Origin of the sequence: Halomonas sp. BMC6, from assembly GCF_964204995.1 — a bacterium.
GTDB lineage: Bacteria > Pseudomonadota > Gammaproteobacteria > Pseudomonadales > Halomonadaceae > Vreelandella.
In genome coordinates this window covers 215,859-233,658 of record NZ_CAXNSH010000001.1, presented here as the reverse complement: position 1 = coordinate 233,658, position 17,800 = coordinate 215,859, and the positions used below count along the sequence as shown (strand labels likewise).

The window sequence follows — 17,800 nt, the reverse complement described above, 5'->3', positions numbered from 1 at the left end:
CGCACTGGCTTAAGTCAGTACCGGAGGAGGGGCCAGACAGTGTTTGGCCATCTCTTCCGCGGCTACTGGCTTGCAGAAGTAGTAACCCTGGTAAGCGTGGCACTGGTGTTCGTTCAAGTAGCGCCAGTGCTCCATGGTTTCTACCCCCTCGGCAATCACGTTCAGTCCCAGCGAATGCCCCATGGCAATGATCGTTTCGACGATGGCCATGTCATCTTCGTCCTGATGAAGATCACGCACGAAGGATTGATCGATTTTGATCTGATCCAACGGCAGGCGCTTCAGATACTGTAGCGATGAGTATCCAGTGCCAAAATCGTCCATCGCGAAACTGATCCCCAGCGCCTTCAGCTGATGCATACGGGCGATCGTATCTTCTACTTTGCCAATCACGGTACTCTCAGTTAGCTCGAGCTTCAGCTTGTGCGGCGAAGCGCCGCTAAGTTCCAGGGCGTTGGCCACCTCTTCAACAAAGTTCGGCTGTTGGAACTGTTTGGCGCTGACGTTAACGGCCAGGACCAAGTCCTTGGTGTGTGCCGCCGTTTCCCACATGACGAGCTGTTCGCAGGCAGCGTGCAGTACCCAGGTGCCAATAGGCACGATGAGTCCAGTCTCCTCGGCCAGCGGAATGAAGGTGCCTGGCGAGACGAAACCTCGGGTAGCGTGCTGCCAACGGATGAGCGCTTCCGCGCCGATGGCTCGCCCTTGGCTGTCCACCTGCATTTGATACACCAGTACGAACTCTTCCCGCTCGATGGCGAGACGCAGATCCCGCTCGAGCTCGGTGCGCGTTTCCAGCTGTGCTTGCACCGCCGGGTCATAAAAGCGGATCGTATTTTGACCATCGCGCTTGGCGAGGTGAACCGCTGAGTTGGCGTACTGGAAAAGCTGGTCGACGCTATCATCGACACCTTTGAACAAGACGAGCCCCTGGCTGACATTGAGATACTGGTAATGCCCATCCAAGCAGTAAGACTGGGTCAGCGCGTGATTGATCTGCTGCGCCAAGAACTCGGCTTTCTCAGCGGCCTTCAGCTTGTCGGCATCCAAACCGTCTACGATCAGCACGAATTCATCGCCGCTCAGGCGGCCGATGGTGCAGCCCTGTTGCTCCAACGTTTTTAGCCGCGAGGCCATCTGCTTGAGCAGGTCGTCGCCCGCCCGATGGCCGATGCCGTCGTTGATGTGCTTGAATTCGTCCACATCCACGTACACCAGCGCCCCGTAGGTATTGGTTTGGCTATTGGTTTCCAACGAGTGCTGCAAGTGCTCTTTCATCAACCGCCAGTTAGGTAGATCGGTGAGCGTATCGTAGTACGCTAGTTGATGGACCTGGCGCTCTGCTTCGCGACGCTGCTGTTCGGTATCGCGAAAAGAGAGCAGCGAAAGCGCAATGCGCTGAAGCGGGCCGCTGTGCTGTTTGCTTAGGCGTTCGACGGCCTGCATGTCGGGCAGGGCTTGGTGGTTGTCGGATAGGGCTAGAATCGCGTCGCCCACCGTGACGAGCCGCTGATTGATGCGCCACGCGGCCAAAAAGGCGGCACTGATCAGCAGGGCAAAGAGTCCCAGACCTAGCCATAGCGTGGAGTTGCGCGATTGGATGAGGTCGGTGTACGACTCCCGGTGACGGTCGCTGGCACGCTGGGTCAGCGCCTCGAAAATCTGCTGAGAAAAGAGGCTGAAGGTCGAGAAGTGGCGCTGGGCTTCTTGTAGGTAATACCCTGGGTCTCCCTGGTTCAGGGTGGCCGCTTCGTTCGCCATGCTGACAAACCGGCGATATTCACGAAAGGCGCGCTGTAAGGTGTCGGCGCTCTCCTGACTCAGGTCGAAAATCAGTGGCGAGGCGGCCAACTGATCGATGCTGTCACCAATGCGCGATAGCTCTTGGTTAATCAGGCCGTATTCGGAGTAACGCTGCATGGCGCCCAGATCGGTCGCTTCCGCGCGGCTAAACACTTCACTCATGCGTTGATGAAGATCGCCTAGTTGACGATCAAACGTCGCCATCTGCACAAGGGTATCCAGGTCGTTGGACTGAAGCTGATAGCTCTGCAGCGACTGCTCTTTGATCGTATAGGTGGCTAGCCCCAATAGCAGTGCCACGGGAAGTACGACCATCAGAATGGGGAGCAAAAACACCATGAACAGGCTTTGCGAAGGTTTCATAGTAACCTCAAGGGAAAGCAGTGGACCGTGGCGCATCACGCCACGGCCTCTCTAAATAATTAACGGCAGGTCAGGCGTTTTATTTAGAAGCTTTCCCACTCAGGTTCCGCAGAAGCGCTGGAGTTGGCTGCAGGCAGCGCCGGCGCTTTCTGGGGCGCGGGGGAGGACGGTGGGGTGGCTTGGCTCACGCGACGTGGTGTGCTCGACGCCGTCGACGGCAGTTTGAATGCGCCCATGGCATGCAGCAGCTGGTGGGCATTTTGACGCAAGTTGTTGGCGGCAGTCGCACTTTCGTGTACCAACGATGCGTTTTGTTGCGTGACCTGATCCATTTCGGTGACCGCTTGGCCCACTTCCTGAACGCCAGCGCTCTGTTCGGCGCTGGCATTGCTGATCTCTTGCATGATGGTGGTCACACGCTGGATGGCTTCGACGATCTCTTCGGTGGATTTGCTGGCTTCTTCCGCCCGCTCGTTACCATGGTTGACGCGCTCGAGATTGCTGCTGATGAGGTTGTTGATTTCCCGCGCAGCATCGGCACTGCGCTGGGCCAGCTTACGCACCTCTTCGGCAACGACGGCAAACCCGCGGCCATGCTCGCCTGCTCGGGCTGCCTCGACCGAGGCGTTCAAGGCCAAGATGTTGGTTTGGAAGGCGATCGAATCAATGGTCGAAATGATGCCAGCGATCTCTTGAGAGCTTTTATTGAGATCGTTCATGGTGGCGACGACCTGATGCACCGCTTCACCGCCCCGGGTGGCCGTTGTCGAAGCGCTGGCGGCTTCTTGGCTGGCCTGTTCGGAGTTATCGGCGTTCTGCTTCACCGTGCTGTTGAGCTCCTCCATGGCGGAGGCCGTTTCGGCCAGGGCGCTGGCCTGCTCCTCAGTGCGAGAGGCAAGATCGTTGTTGCCTTCCGCAATCTGCTCGCTGTTGGAGGCGACGGCCTCCGCCGAGGCGCGCACTTGCGCCACGATGTCTTGGAGGTGCTTCGCCATCTCGACCTGCGACGCCATGATGCTGCGGGTATCGCCTTTCTTAAGCCGTCCTTTGGTGGCGAGTTCGCCACGACCGATGGCTTGAGCAAAGGCTTTCACCTCAAAGGGTTCGGCACCCAGTTCCCGCAATAGCTGACGCGACAGGAAGACGGCAATCAGGCCACCGATCAGTAGGGCAAAGAGCGTTAAGCCAAGCATCTGTAGCTGAAAACCCGAAGCCGTGGCACGGGCATCGGCGGTGGTCACGTTGTTGATCTGTTCTTGCAGGTCGATGAACTGATTGATGCGGTTGAGCCATTCCGTGTAGGCAGGGCCTGCCTGCTCTAACAGAATGGCTTGGGCTTGCTGATTGTTACCCGTCTCTCGAGCGGCCAAGACTTGCGCCGTCAAGCGCTTCGTCGCATCGGCTTGCTCACCGATGTTCGCCAGCATTCGCTGCTCGTCTGCCGAGGCCGTCGAGGTTTGATTGACCTGTGCCATTCCGGCCATGGCGGCTTGGTAGGCCTCCTCGAGTTGGCGCATCTCGGCCTGCAGTTCTGTCAACATGCCATCACCTGCAGTGATGACGATGTCACGCAAGACGATGGCGCGATCATGAACACTGCCTCGCATATCGACGGCGTAACCTTGTTTTTCGCCGTGAACATCGTTGATCTGGGTTAAGCCACGGTCAATTTGGTTGACTTGAAGGATGCCTGCCACGGTGAGCAGCACCAGTAATGCCAGAAGGATAGAAAATCCGACGGCGAGTCGGGTGCTTATTTTCGTACCCGAAAGTCGTTTCATCAGGGAGGTCATGCAAGGGGCTCCTTAGGCGCCGTGAAGGCGCTTTATTATGTTCGGCAAAGGGGATAATAGTGCTGGCAGCATAATTTGTACAACATCTGTATGACTATTTATGTTTTTCGAATTGATTAAGTTTTTGTTAATTAAGTTTTAATTAGGTAAGAATAAAAAAACCACGCCGAAGCGTGGTTTTATTAGTGCGCAAATTGTACAGCCAAATCGTGGCAGCCGCTAGCGGCATGATTCAACGCTCAATCGCTGTTGCCATGCTTTGGTGTGAAGCGACCACCTTGTAGTTGCTCGTGATCCGGTGCGTTTTCCCGCAGCACAGCGAGGACTTCACTGGCACGGTCATCCATGCCCAGCCCCTGGTAGCCTTCGACCATCGTCGCCAGCGCATCGCGAGTCGCGTTGGATTCCGGATAGTTCTCGATCACCCAGCGACCCCGCTCGACGGCGGCCAGGAAGGCGCCGCGACGCAGGTAGTAATCGGCTACGTGCAACTCATGGCGCGCCAAGAGCTCGCGCAGGTAGACGATGCGCTGCTGGGCATCCGGGGCGTACTGGCTCTGCGGGAAGCGCTGAATCAGTTCGCGGAAGTCGTTGTAAGCATCGCGCGATGCCCCTAGATCACGCTTGGAGATGTCGATCAGGCGCAGGCGCTCGAGGCTGAAACGTCCCGCCTGCCAGGCAGAAAGTCCGCGCAGGTAGTAAGCGTAATCCACCTGGGGATGATCCGGATGTAAGCGGATGAAGCGGCTAGCGGCAGCGCGCGCCTCTTCCCAGTTGCTGTTTTCGTAATAGGCATAAATCAGTTCGAGCTGGGCCTGCTCAGCGTGAGGACCGAACGGGTAGCGGGTATCCAGCGCTTCAAGGCGCTCGATAGCAATCGGAAAACGGTTGCTATCGAGCGCGGTGCGTGCCAGCTCGTACAGCTCGCGCTCCTGGACACCCGCAAACTCGTCTTCCTCTTCCGGGGTCGTGTCGTTGCTGGCGCAGCCTGCGAGAAGGGCAAGGCTCAAGGCTAGGGCGCCAAAGCGGTGGGCAGCGGAAAAAACGCGCATCATCATCCTCGTTGCAAACAAGCCTCAATCACCGAAAAGCGACGATGGCCATAAGTAGAAATGGTAGAATAGGTCGCAGTGAGCCCACTATAAAACACCTAGACGCAAAACGCAGGCTTAGCGACACGTCGCAACGGCAAGTTGTACATCTTGGGTGGTTTGTTTGGGCGGTTAGCGTCTTAGAGAGGTTATTCATGTCTCGTATTGTTGAAGCCACGCAGCGGGTGCCCGCCACGTTAGCTGGCGCACGTTTGGACCAAGCGGCAGCGGAGTTGTTCAGTGATTACTCCCGCGAGCGTTTGAAAGCGTGGATCAACGCCGGTGAGCTCACCGTCGATGGTGCCAAGGTCAAGCCGAAAGCCAAACTGCACGGCCATGAAGTGCTGACGCTCAATGCGACCATCGAAGAGGACACGCGTTTCGAGCCCCAGGACATTGCGCTGGACATCGTCTACGAAGACGATGACGTCATCGTCATCAACAAGGCAGCGGGCATGGTCGTGCATCCGGCGGCGGGCAACCCGGATGGCACTTTGCTCAATGCGCTACTGCATCATCACCCCACACTGGCGGAAGTGCCCCGTGCGGGCATCGTCCACCGCCTGGATAAAGACACCACTGGCCTGATGATGGTCGCCAAAACCTTGCCCGCCCAAACCGTGCTGGTGGAGCAGCTTCAGGCGCGTACCGTGTCGCGTCAGTACGACGCCATCGTGATCGGTAAGCCCGTGGCGGGGAGCACCATCGATGCGCCGATTGGCAGGCACCCTAAAGACCGTAAGCGTCAGGCAGTGACGGCTTCCGGCAAGCCAGCCGTGACGCATTACCGCGTGGTCGAGCGCTTTCGTGCCCACACCCACGTGCGCTGCCAGCTAGAAACCGGCCGTACCCACCAAATCCGTGTGCATATGGCCCATGCCCGCTATCCGCTGATTGGCGACCCGCTCTACAGTGGCCGTGCCAAGCTTCCGCCGGGGGCAGCCGGGCCGTTGAAAGAGATTTTGCGCGAGTTTCCTCGCCAAGCGCTGCATGCTCGCAAGTTGAGCTTCGTACACCCCGTCAGTGGCGAAACCCTCACTTTTCAAGCCGATCTGCCCGATGATCTACTAATGTTGTTGGACTACCTGCGCGAAGATAGCGAGACCATGCGATGAGCGATGCCATAGACCTGCGCCCGACGCTACTGCTACCGGACTGGCCCGCGCCCGCCAACGTGCGGGCCTTTGTGACCACGCGTGAAACGGGGCCGAGCCAGAACGACTTCGCGGCCTTCAATCCGGCTGCTCACGTGGGCGATAACGCCGACCATGTGGCGCTGTGTCGACGATTGCTTCAAAAAGAGATTGGCGATGACCGCCCGCTGCTGTGGCTTAACCAAACCCACGGTGCGCGGGTGCAGCAGGAGTACCAAAACGATGCACCCGACGCCGATGCAGCGCTTGCCAACAGCCGCGAGTACGCTTGTGTCGTGCTCACCGCCGACTGTTTGCCAGTGCTGTTTTGTAATCGCCAAGGAACGCAGGTAGCGGTGGCCCACGCGGGTTGGCGCGGGCTGGCAGGCGGCGTGCTGGAAGCCACGGTAGCTGCCATGAACTGCGATCCCGACGATGTTCTGGTGTGGTTAGGCCCTGCGATCTCCAATGCCCAGTTCGAGGTAGGGCCAGAAGTGTACGGCGCTTTCGTCGCAATACACCCAGATACGGCCGACGCGTTCGACCACAGCCCGTACCGGCTTGGGCACTATATGGCCGATTTGTATCGGCTCGCGCGCTTTCGCCTGGAAGCTTTGGGCATTCATCATATTAGCGGCGGGCACTTCTGCACCGCCTGCGAGTCGCGCTTCTACTCCTATCGCCGTGATAACGGCAATACCGGCCGCATGGCAAGCGTGATCTGGATCAACTAATCGCCACTTGAAATGCGTGGATATGACGCCATTTAACTTGTCAAGCTAATCGTCTTTAGCACGTTCAACGACAGGTTATTGGGAAACGCCGTGGGTCCAAACGCACGGCACTCCCCAGGAGGCACGTTATGCGATTCGATAAATTCACTGCCAAATTACAGGCCGCCATTGCCGAGGCGCAGTCTCTCGCCGTGGGCCAAGGCCATAACCAGCTCGATCCCGCGCACCTGCTGCTGGCACTGATCGATACCAAAGAAACCGGCATCAAAGCGCTGATCGAGAAAGCCGACGGCAGCAGTTCACGCCTGCGCGACGGTTTGCAGCGTCAAATGGACGATTTGCCCAAAGTCGGCCAGTTCGATGGCGACGTTCAGCCCTCTCGTGATTTCGTCAAGCTGATCAATCTCACCGACCGTGAAGCCCAGAAGCGCGGCGATCAATTCATCGCCTCGGAACTCGTGCTGCTGGCCGCGTTGGAAATGAACAGCGCCATCACCAAACTGATGAAAGAGGCGGGATTAAGCCGTAAAGGCCTAGAGGCGTCCATTGACAACCTGCGCGGCGGTGCCAAGGTCGACGACCCCAATGCGGAAGAGCAGCGTGAAGCGCTCAATAAGTACACGCTGGACCTGACCCAGCGCGCGCTAGATGGCAAGCTCGACCCAGTGATTGGCCGCGACGACGAAATTCGCCGCACGATCCAAGTGCTACAGCGTCGCACCAAAAATAACCCGGTACTGATTGGCGAGCCCGGCGTGGGTAAGACCGCCATTGTCGAAGGCTTGGCTCAGCGTATCGTCAATGGCGAGGTGCCCGAAGGTCTGAAAGAGAAGCGTGTGCTCTCATTGGATATGGGCGCGCTGCTCGCCGGGGCCAAGTTTCGCGGCGAGTTCGAAGAGCGCCTGAAAGCCGTGCTGAAAGAGCTCTCCCAAGAAGAGGGGCGAGTGATTCTGTTCATTGACGAGCTGCATACCATGGTGGGGGCTGGGAAAGCCGAAGGCGCGATGGATGCGGGCAATATGCTCAAACCGGCGCTGGCGCGAGGCGAGCTGCACTGCGTAGGTGCCACCACGCTGGATGAGTACCGCAAGTACATCGAAAAAGACGCCGCGTTAGAGCGCCGTTTCCAGAAAGTGCTGGTGGACGAGCCTACCGAGGCCGATACCATCGCCATTCTGCGCGGCCTGAAAGAGCGCTATGAGGTCCACCACGGCGTCGATATTACCGACTCGGCAATCATTGCTGCCGCCAAGCTCTCTACGCGCTATATCACCGACCGTCAGCTGCCGGACAAAGCCATCGATCTGATCGATGAAGCCGCCTCGCGGATTCGCATGGAGCTGGACTCCAAGCCTGAAGAGATGGATCGTCTCGACCGTCGCCTCATTCAGCTCAAAATGGAGCGTGAAGCGCTTAAGAAAGAGACCGACGAAGCCACCAAGAAACGCTTAGAAGCACTCAATCAGCAGATTCATGAGCTGGAGCGTGAATACGCTGATTTGGATGAGATTTGGAAGGCGGAAAAGGCCAGTATCCAAGGTGCGGCTCAGTTTAAGGCGGAGCTTGAGCAAGCGCGTATCGACCTTGAGCAAGCGCGCCGCCAGGGCGATTTAGGTCGTATGTCGGAAATCCAGTACGGCAAAATTCCCGCGCTGGAGAAGAAGATCAGCGAAGCGGGCGAAGGTGAAGCAGACACCGCCAGCCATCAGCTGCTGCGCTCCAACGTCACGGAAGAAGAGATTGCGGAAGTGGTTTCTCGCTGGACAGGCATTCCTGTCTCTAAAATGCTGGAAGGCGAGCGGGACAAGCTGCTGCGCATGGAAGACGCCCTGCACGAGCGCGTCATTGGTCAAAACGAGGCGGTCGAGGCCGTCGCCAACGCGGTGCGCCGCTCTCGGGCGGGCCTTGCCGACCCCAACCGTCCCAACGGTTCGTTCCTATTCCTCGGCCCGACCGGGGTGGGGAAAACCGAGCTGTGTAAGTCGCTGGCCAATTTCCTGTTCGATACGGAAGAGGCCATGGTACGCATTGATATGTCGGAGTTTATGGAGAAGCACTCCGTGGCCCGCTTGATTGGCGCACCTCCCGGCTATGTCGGTTACGAAGAAGGTGGCTACTTGACCGAAGCCGTGCGCCGCAAGCCCTACTCGGTGCTGCTGCTGGATGAGGTGGAAAAAGCGCACCCGGATGTGTTCAACATTCTGCTGCAAGTGCTGGAAGATGGCCGCTTAACCGATGGTCAGGGTCGTACCGTCGACTTCCGTAACACCGTGATTGTGATGACCTCCAACATGGGCTCAGACATCATTCAACGCATGGGCGGGGATGATAACGACTACGAGCTGATGAAAAACGCGGTGATGGAGGTTGTGGGTAACCACTTCCGCCCTGAGTTGATCAACCGGATCGATGAAGTGGTCGTGTTCCACGCCCTCGGCCAAGAGCAGATTCAGGCCATTGCTGGCATTCAGTTGGAGCGCTTGAAGGCACGGCTTGCGGAACACGATCTGCGCCTGGAGTTGAGCGACGATGCCATGGCGCAGCTCGCGGTGGTGGGCTTCGATCCGGTCTTTGGGGCACGGCCGCTCAAGCGCGCTATCCAAAGCCGCGTCGAAAACCCGCTGGCGCAGAATCTGCTGGCAGGTAAGTACCTTCCCGGTACGACCATTCACATCAGCGCGGAAGAGGGTAAGCTGGTGTTTCACTAATCATGCCGTCTCGTAGAGCCGGACTTGGCGCAATACCGTGCGGGGATTGCGCAATGATATAGGGCAAATGCCCCGTCAGCGCCGCTGTCGGGGCATTTTTTTGTGCTGACTGCGACCTTTGTTGCGTTTGGCTGGATCGGAGGTTGACAGGCTAAGGGTGCTAATGGAATCTTGTGGGTTCCTGATTTGCGGGCGCGGAACCAACGGGCAACCCCTCATCCCCGCGCGAAGGGTAGGCTCACGCCTCTACCCGCCGAAGGACTTCCGGGCTTGGGCTAACCGCCTGACCTGGCCAACGCCCCGACACGGTAAACCGCCGTGTAAGGGAGACGCTCTTTATGGTCGACATAGATGAGCGTTCCCGATGAGAGTGCAGGCCCTAACCGGGCCATATTGCCAGGGTTTGGCATCAGGTGCCGGCATGGGCCGGCAGCGGCATACCGCCGCACTCGACCCCGCAGGATGTCCTGCGGATCGCACTCGAGACCTCCAGGGGAGAAACACAGTGGAACTGCTTTCCGGCGCAGACATGATCGCCCGCTTCTTGCAAGATGAGGGCGTCGAATACATTTATGGTTATCCCGGTGGTGCGGCGCTGCATATTTACGACGCGCTGTTCCGCCAAGACAAAGTGAAGCACATTCTCGTGCGGCACGAACAGGCAGCCACCCACGCTGCCGACGGCTATGCCCGTGCCTCCGGCAAGCCCGGCGTGGTACTGGTGACGTCTGGGCCCGGTGCCACCAATGCGGTGACCGGTATTGCGACCGCCTACATGGACTCCATTCCCATGGTCGTGCTATGCGGCCAGGTCATGAGCCACTTGATTGGTGACGACGCTTTCCAGGAAACCGATATCGTCGGCGTGACGCGCCCCATCGTGAAGCACAGTTTCTCGATTCGTCACCCGTCCGAGATTCCTGAAGTATTGAAAAAAGCCTTCTATCTGGCATCGACCGGTCGTCCTGGCCCGGTGGTGGTGGATATTCCTAAGGACATGACGGCCCCCACCGAGCGCTATGAGTACGTGTACCCGAAAAAGGTCAAACTGCGCTCGTACAATCCGGTTACCCGTGGCCATACCGGGCAGATCAAAAAAGCCGTCGAAATGATGCTGAAGGCCAAGCGCCCAGTGTTCTATACCGGCGGTGGCGTGGTGACCGGCAAAGCAAGCGAAGGCTTGACCGATTTGGTGAAGCAGCTTGGTTTCCCGATTACCACTACGCTGATGGGCATTGGTGCGTACCCACAAAGCGACCGCCAGTGTCTGGGGTGGCTGGGCATGCACGGCTCGTATGAATCCAACATGGCCATGCACCATGCTGACTTGATCATTGCCATTGGCGCGCGCTTCGACGACCGAGTGACCAATAACACGTCGAAGTTCTGCCCAACAGCGAAAATCATTCATGTCGATGTCGACCCAAGCTCGGTATCCAAGACCGTACGTGCTGATGTGCCGATCGTAGGGCCAGCCGCCAGCGTCATCAACGAGATGATTAGCCTGGTGCAGGGGAACGCCATCGCGCACCCCGACGCGCTGACCGAGTGGTGGCAGAAGATCGACGGCTGGCGCGCCGAGCGTGAAGGAAAGCTCTACGAGCCTTCCAAGCCCGGCGAAGTGCTGAAACCGCAAGAAGTCATCGAAGCGCTGTGCCGAGTGACCCGTGGCGAAGCGTACGTCACCACGGACGTGGGGCAGCACCAGATGTTTGCGGCGCAGTACTACAAGTTCGACAAGCCGAATCGTCTGATCACGTCAGGCGGGCTAGGCACCATGGGCTTTGGCTTCCCTGCTGCCATGGGCATCAAGCAAAACTTCCCGGACGACGATGTGGTGTGTGTCACCGGTGAAGGTAGCTTCCAGATGATGATGCAAGAACTCTCCACCTGTAAGCAGTACGGCGTGGGCGTCAAGATCGTCAACCTGAACAACGCATCGCTCGGCATGGTGCGCCAGTGGCAGGATTTGAACTACAAATCTCGCCATGCGCACTCCTATATGGAGTCGCTGCCCGACTTCCATATGCTGATCGAAGCGTACGGGTTCACCGCGATCACCGTGACGACGCTAGACGAGTTGGAACCGGCGCTGGAGCGTGCGTTTGCCAACAAGCATGAGTTGGTCTTCCTGGACGTGAAGGTCGACCCCCATGAACACGTCTATCCGATGCAGGTACCGCTGGGTGCTATGCGTGACATGCTGCTGTCTAAAACGGAGCGTACCTGATGCGTCATATCATCTCGATTCTGATGGAAAACGAACCGGGTGCGCTGTCACGTGTGGTCGGGCTCTTCTCCCAGCGTAACTTCAACATCGAAACGCTGAACGTGGCACCGACGGAAGACCCGTCGCTGTCCCGCTTAACGGTCACTACGGTGGGCGACGACCGGGTGATTGAACAGATTACCAAGCACCTCAACAAGCTAATTGATGTGGTCAAGCTGGTGGATCTCACTGAAGGTAACCACATCGAGCGTGAATTGATGCTGGTGAAAGTGAAAGCGCTTGGCGCTGCTCGCGACGAAGTAAAGCGCACGGTGGATATCTTCCGCGCGCAGATCGTCGACGTGACGCCAAGCCTCTACACCGTGCAGATTACCGGCGACGCGTCGAAGTTGGATGCTTTCCTACAGGCCATGGCGCCGGTGGGCATTCTCGAAGTGGCGCGTACCGGAGTATCCGGTATTGCCCGTGGTGATAAGGTGCTGTCGCTGTAGCCTTCGCCGAGTCGCTGGAAGGTGTCGACGAAAAACCGCCCCTTGCTGGGCGGTTTTTTTGTGCGTGCCTCGTCATGGATGGTCAGCACATCAACGCGGAGTCACTGCCGCCCAAAACGCGTCGATCATCGGGTTTTTGAGCCGTCGGTTCAGCACGCAGAGGCCAACGTCGTAGTGGGGCAGCTCAGGCTTGACGTTGAGTACCTGCACGCGCTCTGCCAGCGGGCTATTGTCCAGCACGATCTTGGGAACCACGCCCACGCCAAACCCCAGCCCCACCATGCTCACAATGGCTTCATGCCCAGCGACCTGGGCATAAATACGCGGTGCAATGCCCATGGCTTTAAACCACGTATTGGCATACTCCCTGGAAAGACCCGCTTCCGACAAAATCATTGGCACGTGCTGCCATTGCTCGGCGGTGGAGCTTTCCGGCTTCTGCGGTAGCCACGTATGCGGTTCGGTCGGTGCAATGAACAGCAGTGGCGAGCGGGTCAGGGACTTGAAGGCCAGCGCGCTAGGTGGCATACGCGGCCGCGGCGTGATGGCCATGTCATCAGCACCTTCCAGTACCCGCGACATCGCATCGGCAGGGTCGCCAGTATGCAGCTTGAGCTCGATGCCAGGGTGACGGGTACGTACATCGCTGAGCAATTCATACAGAAAGCTGTAGCTCGCCGTGACGGAGCAGTAAATGCTGATTTCGCCGCTGAGCTGCGCCGTGGTGGCGGCCAAGGTGCGTTTTTGAGTTTCCCACTGCTCCAGGGTCTCTTTGGCATAGCATTGGAACGTGGTGCCTTGAGGGGTGAGCGTCACGTGGCGGTTGTCCCGTTCAAACAGGCGCGTGCCTAGCTCGCTCTCAACCTGTTGAATAGAGCGGCTCAGCGTCGATGGGCTGATATGACAAAGCTCGCTGGCGCGGCCAAAGTGCAGCGTATCGGCCAGGGTGACGACGTGTTTGAGTAGACGAAAATCCATAAAGGCCGACATCCTAAGCGTGATTTCATAATATGAAATAGTATGTTGCAAACATAGCGTTTTACGCAATGGGTGCGCTGTCGTAGAGTGACCCCAACGCCGAATCCTAGTGCTGCAAAAGACGGCACGGGTGGCCATCAACGCTGACCTATACGCAAAAAAAGTTTTGGTTTCATCGACTTCTGGAGTTTCGCCATGCACGTTTATTACGATAAAGATTGCGACCTGTCCCTTATTCAGGCTAAGAAAGTCACCATCGTTGGTTACGGCTCGCAGGGCCATGCACACGCTAACAACCTGAAAGAGTCGGGCGTCGACGTGACCGTTGCCCTGCGCAAAGGCTCCTCTTCTGCAGCGAAAGCAGAAGCGGCTGGCTTGAAAGTGGCGAGCGTGCCGGAAGCGTGCAAGACCGCTGACGTGGTCATGATCCTGGCGCCGGACGAAAACCAAAAAGCCATCTACGAGCAGGAAGTCGAGCCGAACCTGAAAGAGGGCGCGACGCTGGCGTTCGCCCACGGCTTCAACATTCACTACAACCAGATCGAGCCGCGTAAAGATCTCGACGTGATCATGATCGCGCCGAAAGCGCCGGGCCACACCGTTCGTTCCGAATTCGTCAAAGGCGGCGGTATTCCGGACCTGATCGCGATTCACCAAGATGCGTCTGGCAGTGCGAAAGAGCTGGCGCTCTCCTACGCAGCCGGTGTTGGCGGTGGCCGCAGCGGTATTATCGAAACCACCTTCAAAGACGAAACCGAAACCGATCTGTTCGGCGAGCAAGCGGTCCTGTGTGGCGGCGCCGTCGAGCTGGTAAAAGCGGGCTTCGAAACGCTGACGGAAGCCGGTTACGCCCCGGAAATGGCTTACTTTGAGTGTCTGCACGAGCTCAAACTGATCGTCGATCTGATGTACGAAGGCGGCATTGCCAACATGAACTACTCCATCTCTAACAACGCAGAGTATGGCGAGTACGTAACGGGGCCTGAAGTGATCAACGACCAGTCTCGTGCGGCGATGCGTAACGCACTGAAGCGTATCCAGACCGGTGAATACGCCAAGATGTTCATTCAGGAAGGTAACACCAACTACCCGTCCATGACGGCACGCCGTCGCCTGAACGCGGAACACGAAATCGAGCAGGTAGGTGCCAAACTGCGCGGTATGATGCCGTGGATTGCTGCCAACCAGCTAGTCGACAAGTCCAAAAACTAATCGACGCATCGAGTTACCTACGCCCCGACGCGCTGCTTCGGGGCGTTTTTCGTTGTCTATGGCAATTGGCTGGTCGCCTGGGCGTCACCGTGTAGAATGAAAAGAGATCACTTTTCGTGTGACTTCACTTTAAATGGATGACACTTATGACCCAGGATGCTCGCGATCAAGAGCACGGCAACACGCAGCCTTCCGAGACGTCGGCCAGCGGTGACTCCCCACAACCCGCAACGACAAAGGACGATACCGTCGGTAATGAAGATCTCGCCGCGGCGTTCCTGCGGGAAACCGAGGTCGTGGAAGAGGCCGTCGAAGACGGTAAGAAGATTCGCCGTAAAGGGATCTATCTACTGCCCAATCTGTTCACGACCTCCGCGCTTTTCTCCGGTTTTTTTGCCGTCGTCGCCGGTATCAACGGTGAGTTCACCTCGGCGGCCGTGGCCATTTTCATTGCTATGGTGCTGGATGGTCTGGATGGCCGTGTGGCGCGCATGACCAACACCCAAAGCGAGTTCGGCGCTGAGTACGACAGTCTTGCCGATATGATCTCGTTCGGGATGGCACCGGCATTGGTCGCCTTTACCTGGATTCTCCAAGATATTGGCAAAACAGGCTGGGTGGTGGCGTTCCTTTACGTTGCCTGTGCTGCGCTGCGCTTGGCACGCTTCAACGTGCAAATTGGTAGCGTCGATAAAAAATGGTTTATCGGTTTGCCTAGCCCTTCTGCAGCGGCGCTGGTAGCTGCTAGCGTGTGGACGTTTCACAGTTTCGATGCCGATGCGTTTGGCTTCAAACTGCTGATGCTCGTCGTCGTCGGTGCGGCCGGTATTTTGATGGTGAGTAACATCCGCTACTACAGCTTCAAGGACCTTGATTTCAAAAAGCCGGTGCCTTTCGTAGTGCTGTTGGCCGTCGTGCTGGGCTTTGTGATGATCTCCGTCGAGCCGTCGGTCATGCTGTTGCTGCTGTTTGCAGCTTATGTGTGTTCAGGCCCTATCTTGGCCGTCATGCGCAAAGCCAAACCCAAGCGCTAAACTTTTTGAAAACTTTTTCACATTAGCCCTTGCCAACCCGGCTTCGAATCCGTAAAGTACGCATCCGCTGCCGGGGACGCCAAGCGTTACCAGCGGTGAATGAGGTTGAAAACCTCTGGTTTGTCAGGAAGTTAGCATCGTCTCGTTATTGATTGGATCGCTCGCTTTACTCGCTGAAAACAGCGGTTGACAAACACCACGGAATGCGTAGAATACGCCTTCCTCGCTAAGGCAACACGGTTCAGGTCATCGAGCCGGCACAGCGAAACAGCTCTTTAACAATTTGATCAGGTAATTCATGTGGGCGCTTGCCGATGAGGGTGAATCATCACCTATTATCAAGGCAAGCGACTCGTCAAACAGGCTTCGGCCTAATGAATGAATTCGTTTGACCCTTGAGCCAAGTTTGGTTCGCTTCTGTGACCTCGGTCACAGGCAAGAACCGCATTGATCTTAAACTGAAGAGTTTGATCATGGCTCAGATTGAACGCTGGCGGCAGGCCTAACACATGCAAGTCGAGCGGTAACAGATCCAGCTTGCTGGATGCTGACGAGCGGCGGACGGGTGAGTAATGCATAGGAATCTGCCCGATAGTGGGGGATAACCTGGGGAAACCCAGGCTAATACCGCATACGTCCTACGGGAGAAAGGGGGCTTCGGCTCCCGCTATCGGATGAGCCTATGTCGGATTAGCTAGTTGGTGAGGTAAAGGCTCACCAAGGCAACGATCCGTAGCTGGTCTGAGAGGATGATCAGCCACATCGGGACTGAGACACGGCCCGAACTCCTACGGGAGGCAGCAGTGGGGAATATTGGACAATGGGGGCAACCCTGATCCAGCCATGCCGCGTGTGTGAAGAAGGCCCTCGGGTTGTAAAGCACTTTCAGCGAGGAAGAACGCCTAGCGGTTAATACCCGCTAGGAAAGACATCACTCGCAGAAGAAGCACCGGCTAACTCCGTGCCAGCAGCCGCGGTAATACGGAGGGTGCAAGCGTTAATCGGAATTACTGGGCGTAAAGCGCGCGTAGGTGGCTTGATAAGCCGGTTGTGAAAGCCCCGGGCTCAACCTGGGAACGGCATCCGGAACTGTCAAGCTAGAGTGCAGGAGAGGAAGGTAGAATTCCCGGTGTAGCGGTGAAATGCGTAGAGATCGGGAGGAATACCAGTGGCGAAGGCGGCCTTCTGGACTGACACTGACACTGAGGTGCGAAAGCGTGGGTAGCAAACAGGATTAGATACCCTGGTAGTCCACGCCGTAAACGATGTCGACCAGCCGTTGGGTGCCTAGCGCACTTTGTGGCGAAGTTAACGCGATAAGTCGACCGCCTGGGGAGTACGGCCGCAAGGTTAAAACTCAAATGAATTGACGGGGGCCCGCACAAGCGGTGGAGCATGTGGTTTAATTCGATGCAACGCGAAGAACCTTACCTACTCTTGACATCCTGCGAATTCGGTAGAGATACCTTAGTGCCTTCGGGAACGCAGAGACAGGTGCTGCATGGCTGTCGTCAGCTCGTGTTGTGAAATGTTGGGTTAAGTCCCGTAACGAGCGCAACCCTTGTCCTTATTTGCCAGCGCGTAATGGCGGGAACTCTAAGGAGACTGCCGGTGACAAACCGGAGGAAGGTGGGGACGACGTCAAGTCATCATGGCCCTTACGAGTAGGGCTACACACGTGCTACAATGGTCGGTACAAAGGGTTGCGAGCTCGCGAGAGTCAGCCAATCCCGAAAAGCCGATCTCAGTCCGGATCGGAGTCTGCAACTCGACTCCGTGAAGTCGGAATCGCTAGTAATCGTAGATCAGAATGCTACGGTGAATACGTTCCCGGGCCTTGTACACACCGCCCGTCACACCATGGGAGTGGACTGCACCAGAAGTGGTTAGCCTAACGCAAGAGGGCGATCACCACGGTGTGGTTCATGACTGGGGTGAAGTCGTAACAAGGTAGCCGTAGGGGAACCTGCGGCTGGATCACCTCCTTAAACGATGTCTTCCCCTCGCGGTAAGCGCTCACAATGAATTACCTGATCAGAATGCTGTTGTTACGCAGTGATAAGCGCTGTTTTCACGTTAAAAAAAGAAAAGGTCTTTCTTTTCCTTTTAAAGTGAAAAAAGCATCCGCTTATCACTGCGCATAGCAGTCGCTCTTTAACAATGTATATCATGCTGACATGAACGTTTATTGAAATGTTCATACGTAATTGTTAAGTGATACGTCTCAAGC

General features: G+C 57.1%; 11 protein-coding genes and 1 rRNA gene. 8 read left to right on the top strand and 4 right to left on the bottom strand.

The genetic code is table 11. The features are described 5' to 3' along the window. Positions 1-9: 9 nt before the first annotated feature. The 3 genes from AB6K10_RS01090 to AB6K10_RS01080 all read right to left on the bottom strand — a co-directional run bounded on the left by AB6K10_RS01090 (position 10) and on the right by AB6K10_RS01080 (position 5,011). Positions 10-2,166: an EAL domain-containing protein gene (locus tag AB6K10_RS01090; protein WP_339117782.1), complete on the bottom strand. Its 2,157-nt coding sequence runs from the start codon at positions 2,164-2,166 to the stop codon at positions 10-12. 83 nt (positions 2,167-2,249) lie between these two features. Then, a complete protein-coding gene (locus AB6K10_RS01085; RefSeq protein WP_285263563.1) occupies positions 2,250-3,959 on the bottom strand; it encodes a methyl-accepting chemotaxis protein in 1,710 nt (569 codons plus the stop codon). Positions 3,960-4,198: 239 nt separating this feature from the next. After that, positions 4,199-5,011 carry an outer membrane protein assembly factor BamD gene (locus AB6K10_RS01080; RefSeq protein WP_159343239.1) on the bottom strand — a complete coding sequence of 271 codons (813 nt, stop codon included), beginning with the start codon at positions 5,009-5,011 and terminating at the stop codon, positions 4,199-4,201. Between the two features lie 194 nt (positions 5,012-5,205). On the opposite strand from AB6K10_RS01080, the gene rluD reads away from it, so the two are divergent. The 5 genes from rluD to ilvN all read left to right on the top strand — a co-directional run bounded on the left by rluD (position 5,206) and on the right by ilvN (position 12,346). Next, positions 5,206-6,165 carry a 23S rRNA pseudouridine(1911/1915/1917) synthase RluD gene (gene rluD, locus AB6K10_RS01075; protein ID WP_159343238.1) on the top strand — a complete coding sequence of 320 codons (960 nt, stop codon included), beginning with the start codon at positions 5,206-5,208 and terminating at the stop codon, positions 6,163-6,165. Further along, positions 6,162-6,917, top strand: coding sequence for a peptidoglycan editing factor PgeF (gene pgeF / locus AB6K10_RS01070; RefSeq protein WP_305948135.1), 756 nt, complete (start codon positions 6,162-6,164; stop codon positions 6,915-6,917). The genes rluD and pgeF overlap by 4 nt, the downstream gene beginning before the upstream one ends. A gap of 128 nt (positions 6,918-7,045) precedes the next feature. After that, a complete protein-coding gene (clpB, locus tag AB6K10_RS01065) occupies positions 7,046-9,625 on the top strand; it encodes an ATP-dependent chaperone ClpB (RefSeq protein WP_339117781.1) in 2,580 nt (859 codons plus the stop codon). 505 nt (positions 9,626-10,130) lie between these two features. Beyond that, positions 10,131-11,855: an acetolactate synthase 3 large subunit gene (locus AB6K10_RS01060; RefSeq protein WP_159343235.1), complete on the top strand. Its 1,725-nt coding sequence runs from the start codon at positions 10,131-10,133 to the stop codon at positions 11,853-11,855. Next, complete coding sequence (ilvN, locus tag AB6K10_RS01055) at positions 11,855-12,346, top strand: acetolactate synthase small subunit (protein WP_030074339.1); 492 nt, start codon at positions 11,855-11,857, stop codon at positions 12,344-12,346. The genes AB6K10_RS01060 and ilvN overlap by 1 nt, the downstream gene beginning before the upstream one ends. A 90-nt stretch (positions 12,347-12,436) precedes the next feature. Here the strand turns inward: ilvN and ilvY are convergent, their stop codons facing one another. Beyond that, positions 12,437-13,324 carry an HTH-type transcriptional activator IlvY gene (ilvY, locus tag AB6K10_RS01050; RefSeq protein ID WP_339117780.1) on the bottom strand — a complete coding sequence of 296 codons (888 nt, stop codon included), beginning with the start codon at positions 13,322-13,324 and terminating at the stop codon, positions 12,437-12,439. 195 nt (positions 13,325-13,519) lie between these two features. Here ilvY and ilvC point away from each other — a divergent pair, with 195 nt between their 5' ends. The 3 genes from ilvC (at position 13,520) to AB6K10_RS01035 (ending at position 17,558) form a co-directional block, all read left to right on the top strand. Further along, a complete protein-coding gene (gene ilvC / locus AB6K10_RS01045) occupies positions 13,520-14,536 on the top strand; it encodes a ketol-acid reductoisomerase (RefSeq protein ID WP_044630358.1) in 1,017 nt (338 codons plus the stop codon). Between the two features lie 146 nt (positions 14,537-14,682). Further along, complete coding sequence (gene pssA, locus AB6K10_RS01040; RefSeq protein ID WP_159343233.1) at positions 14,683-15,570, top strand: CDP-diacylglycerol--serine O-phosphatidyltransferase; 888 nt, start codon at positions 14,683-14,685, stop codon at positions 15,568-15,570. Positions 15,571-16,025: 455 nt separating this feature from the next. Further along, positions 16,026-17,558, top strand: a 16S ribosomal RNA gene (locus AB6K10_RS01035). Positions 17,559-17,800: the final 242 nt, after the last annotated feature.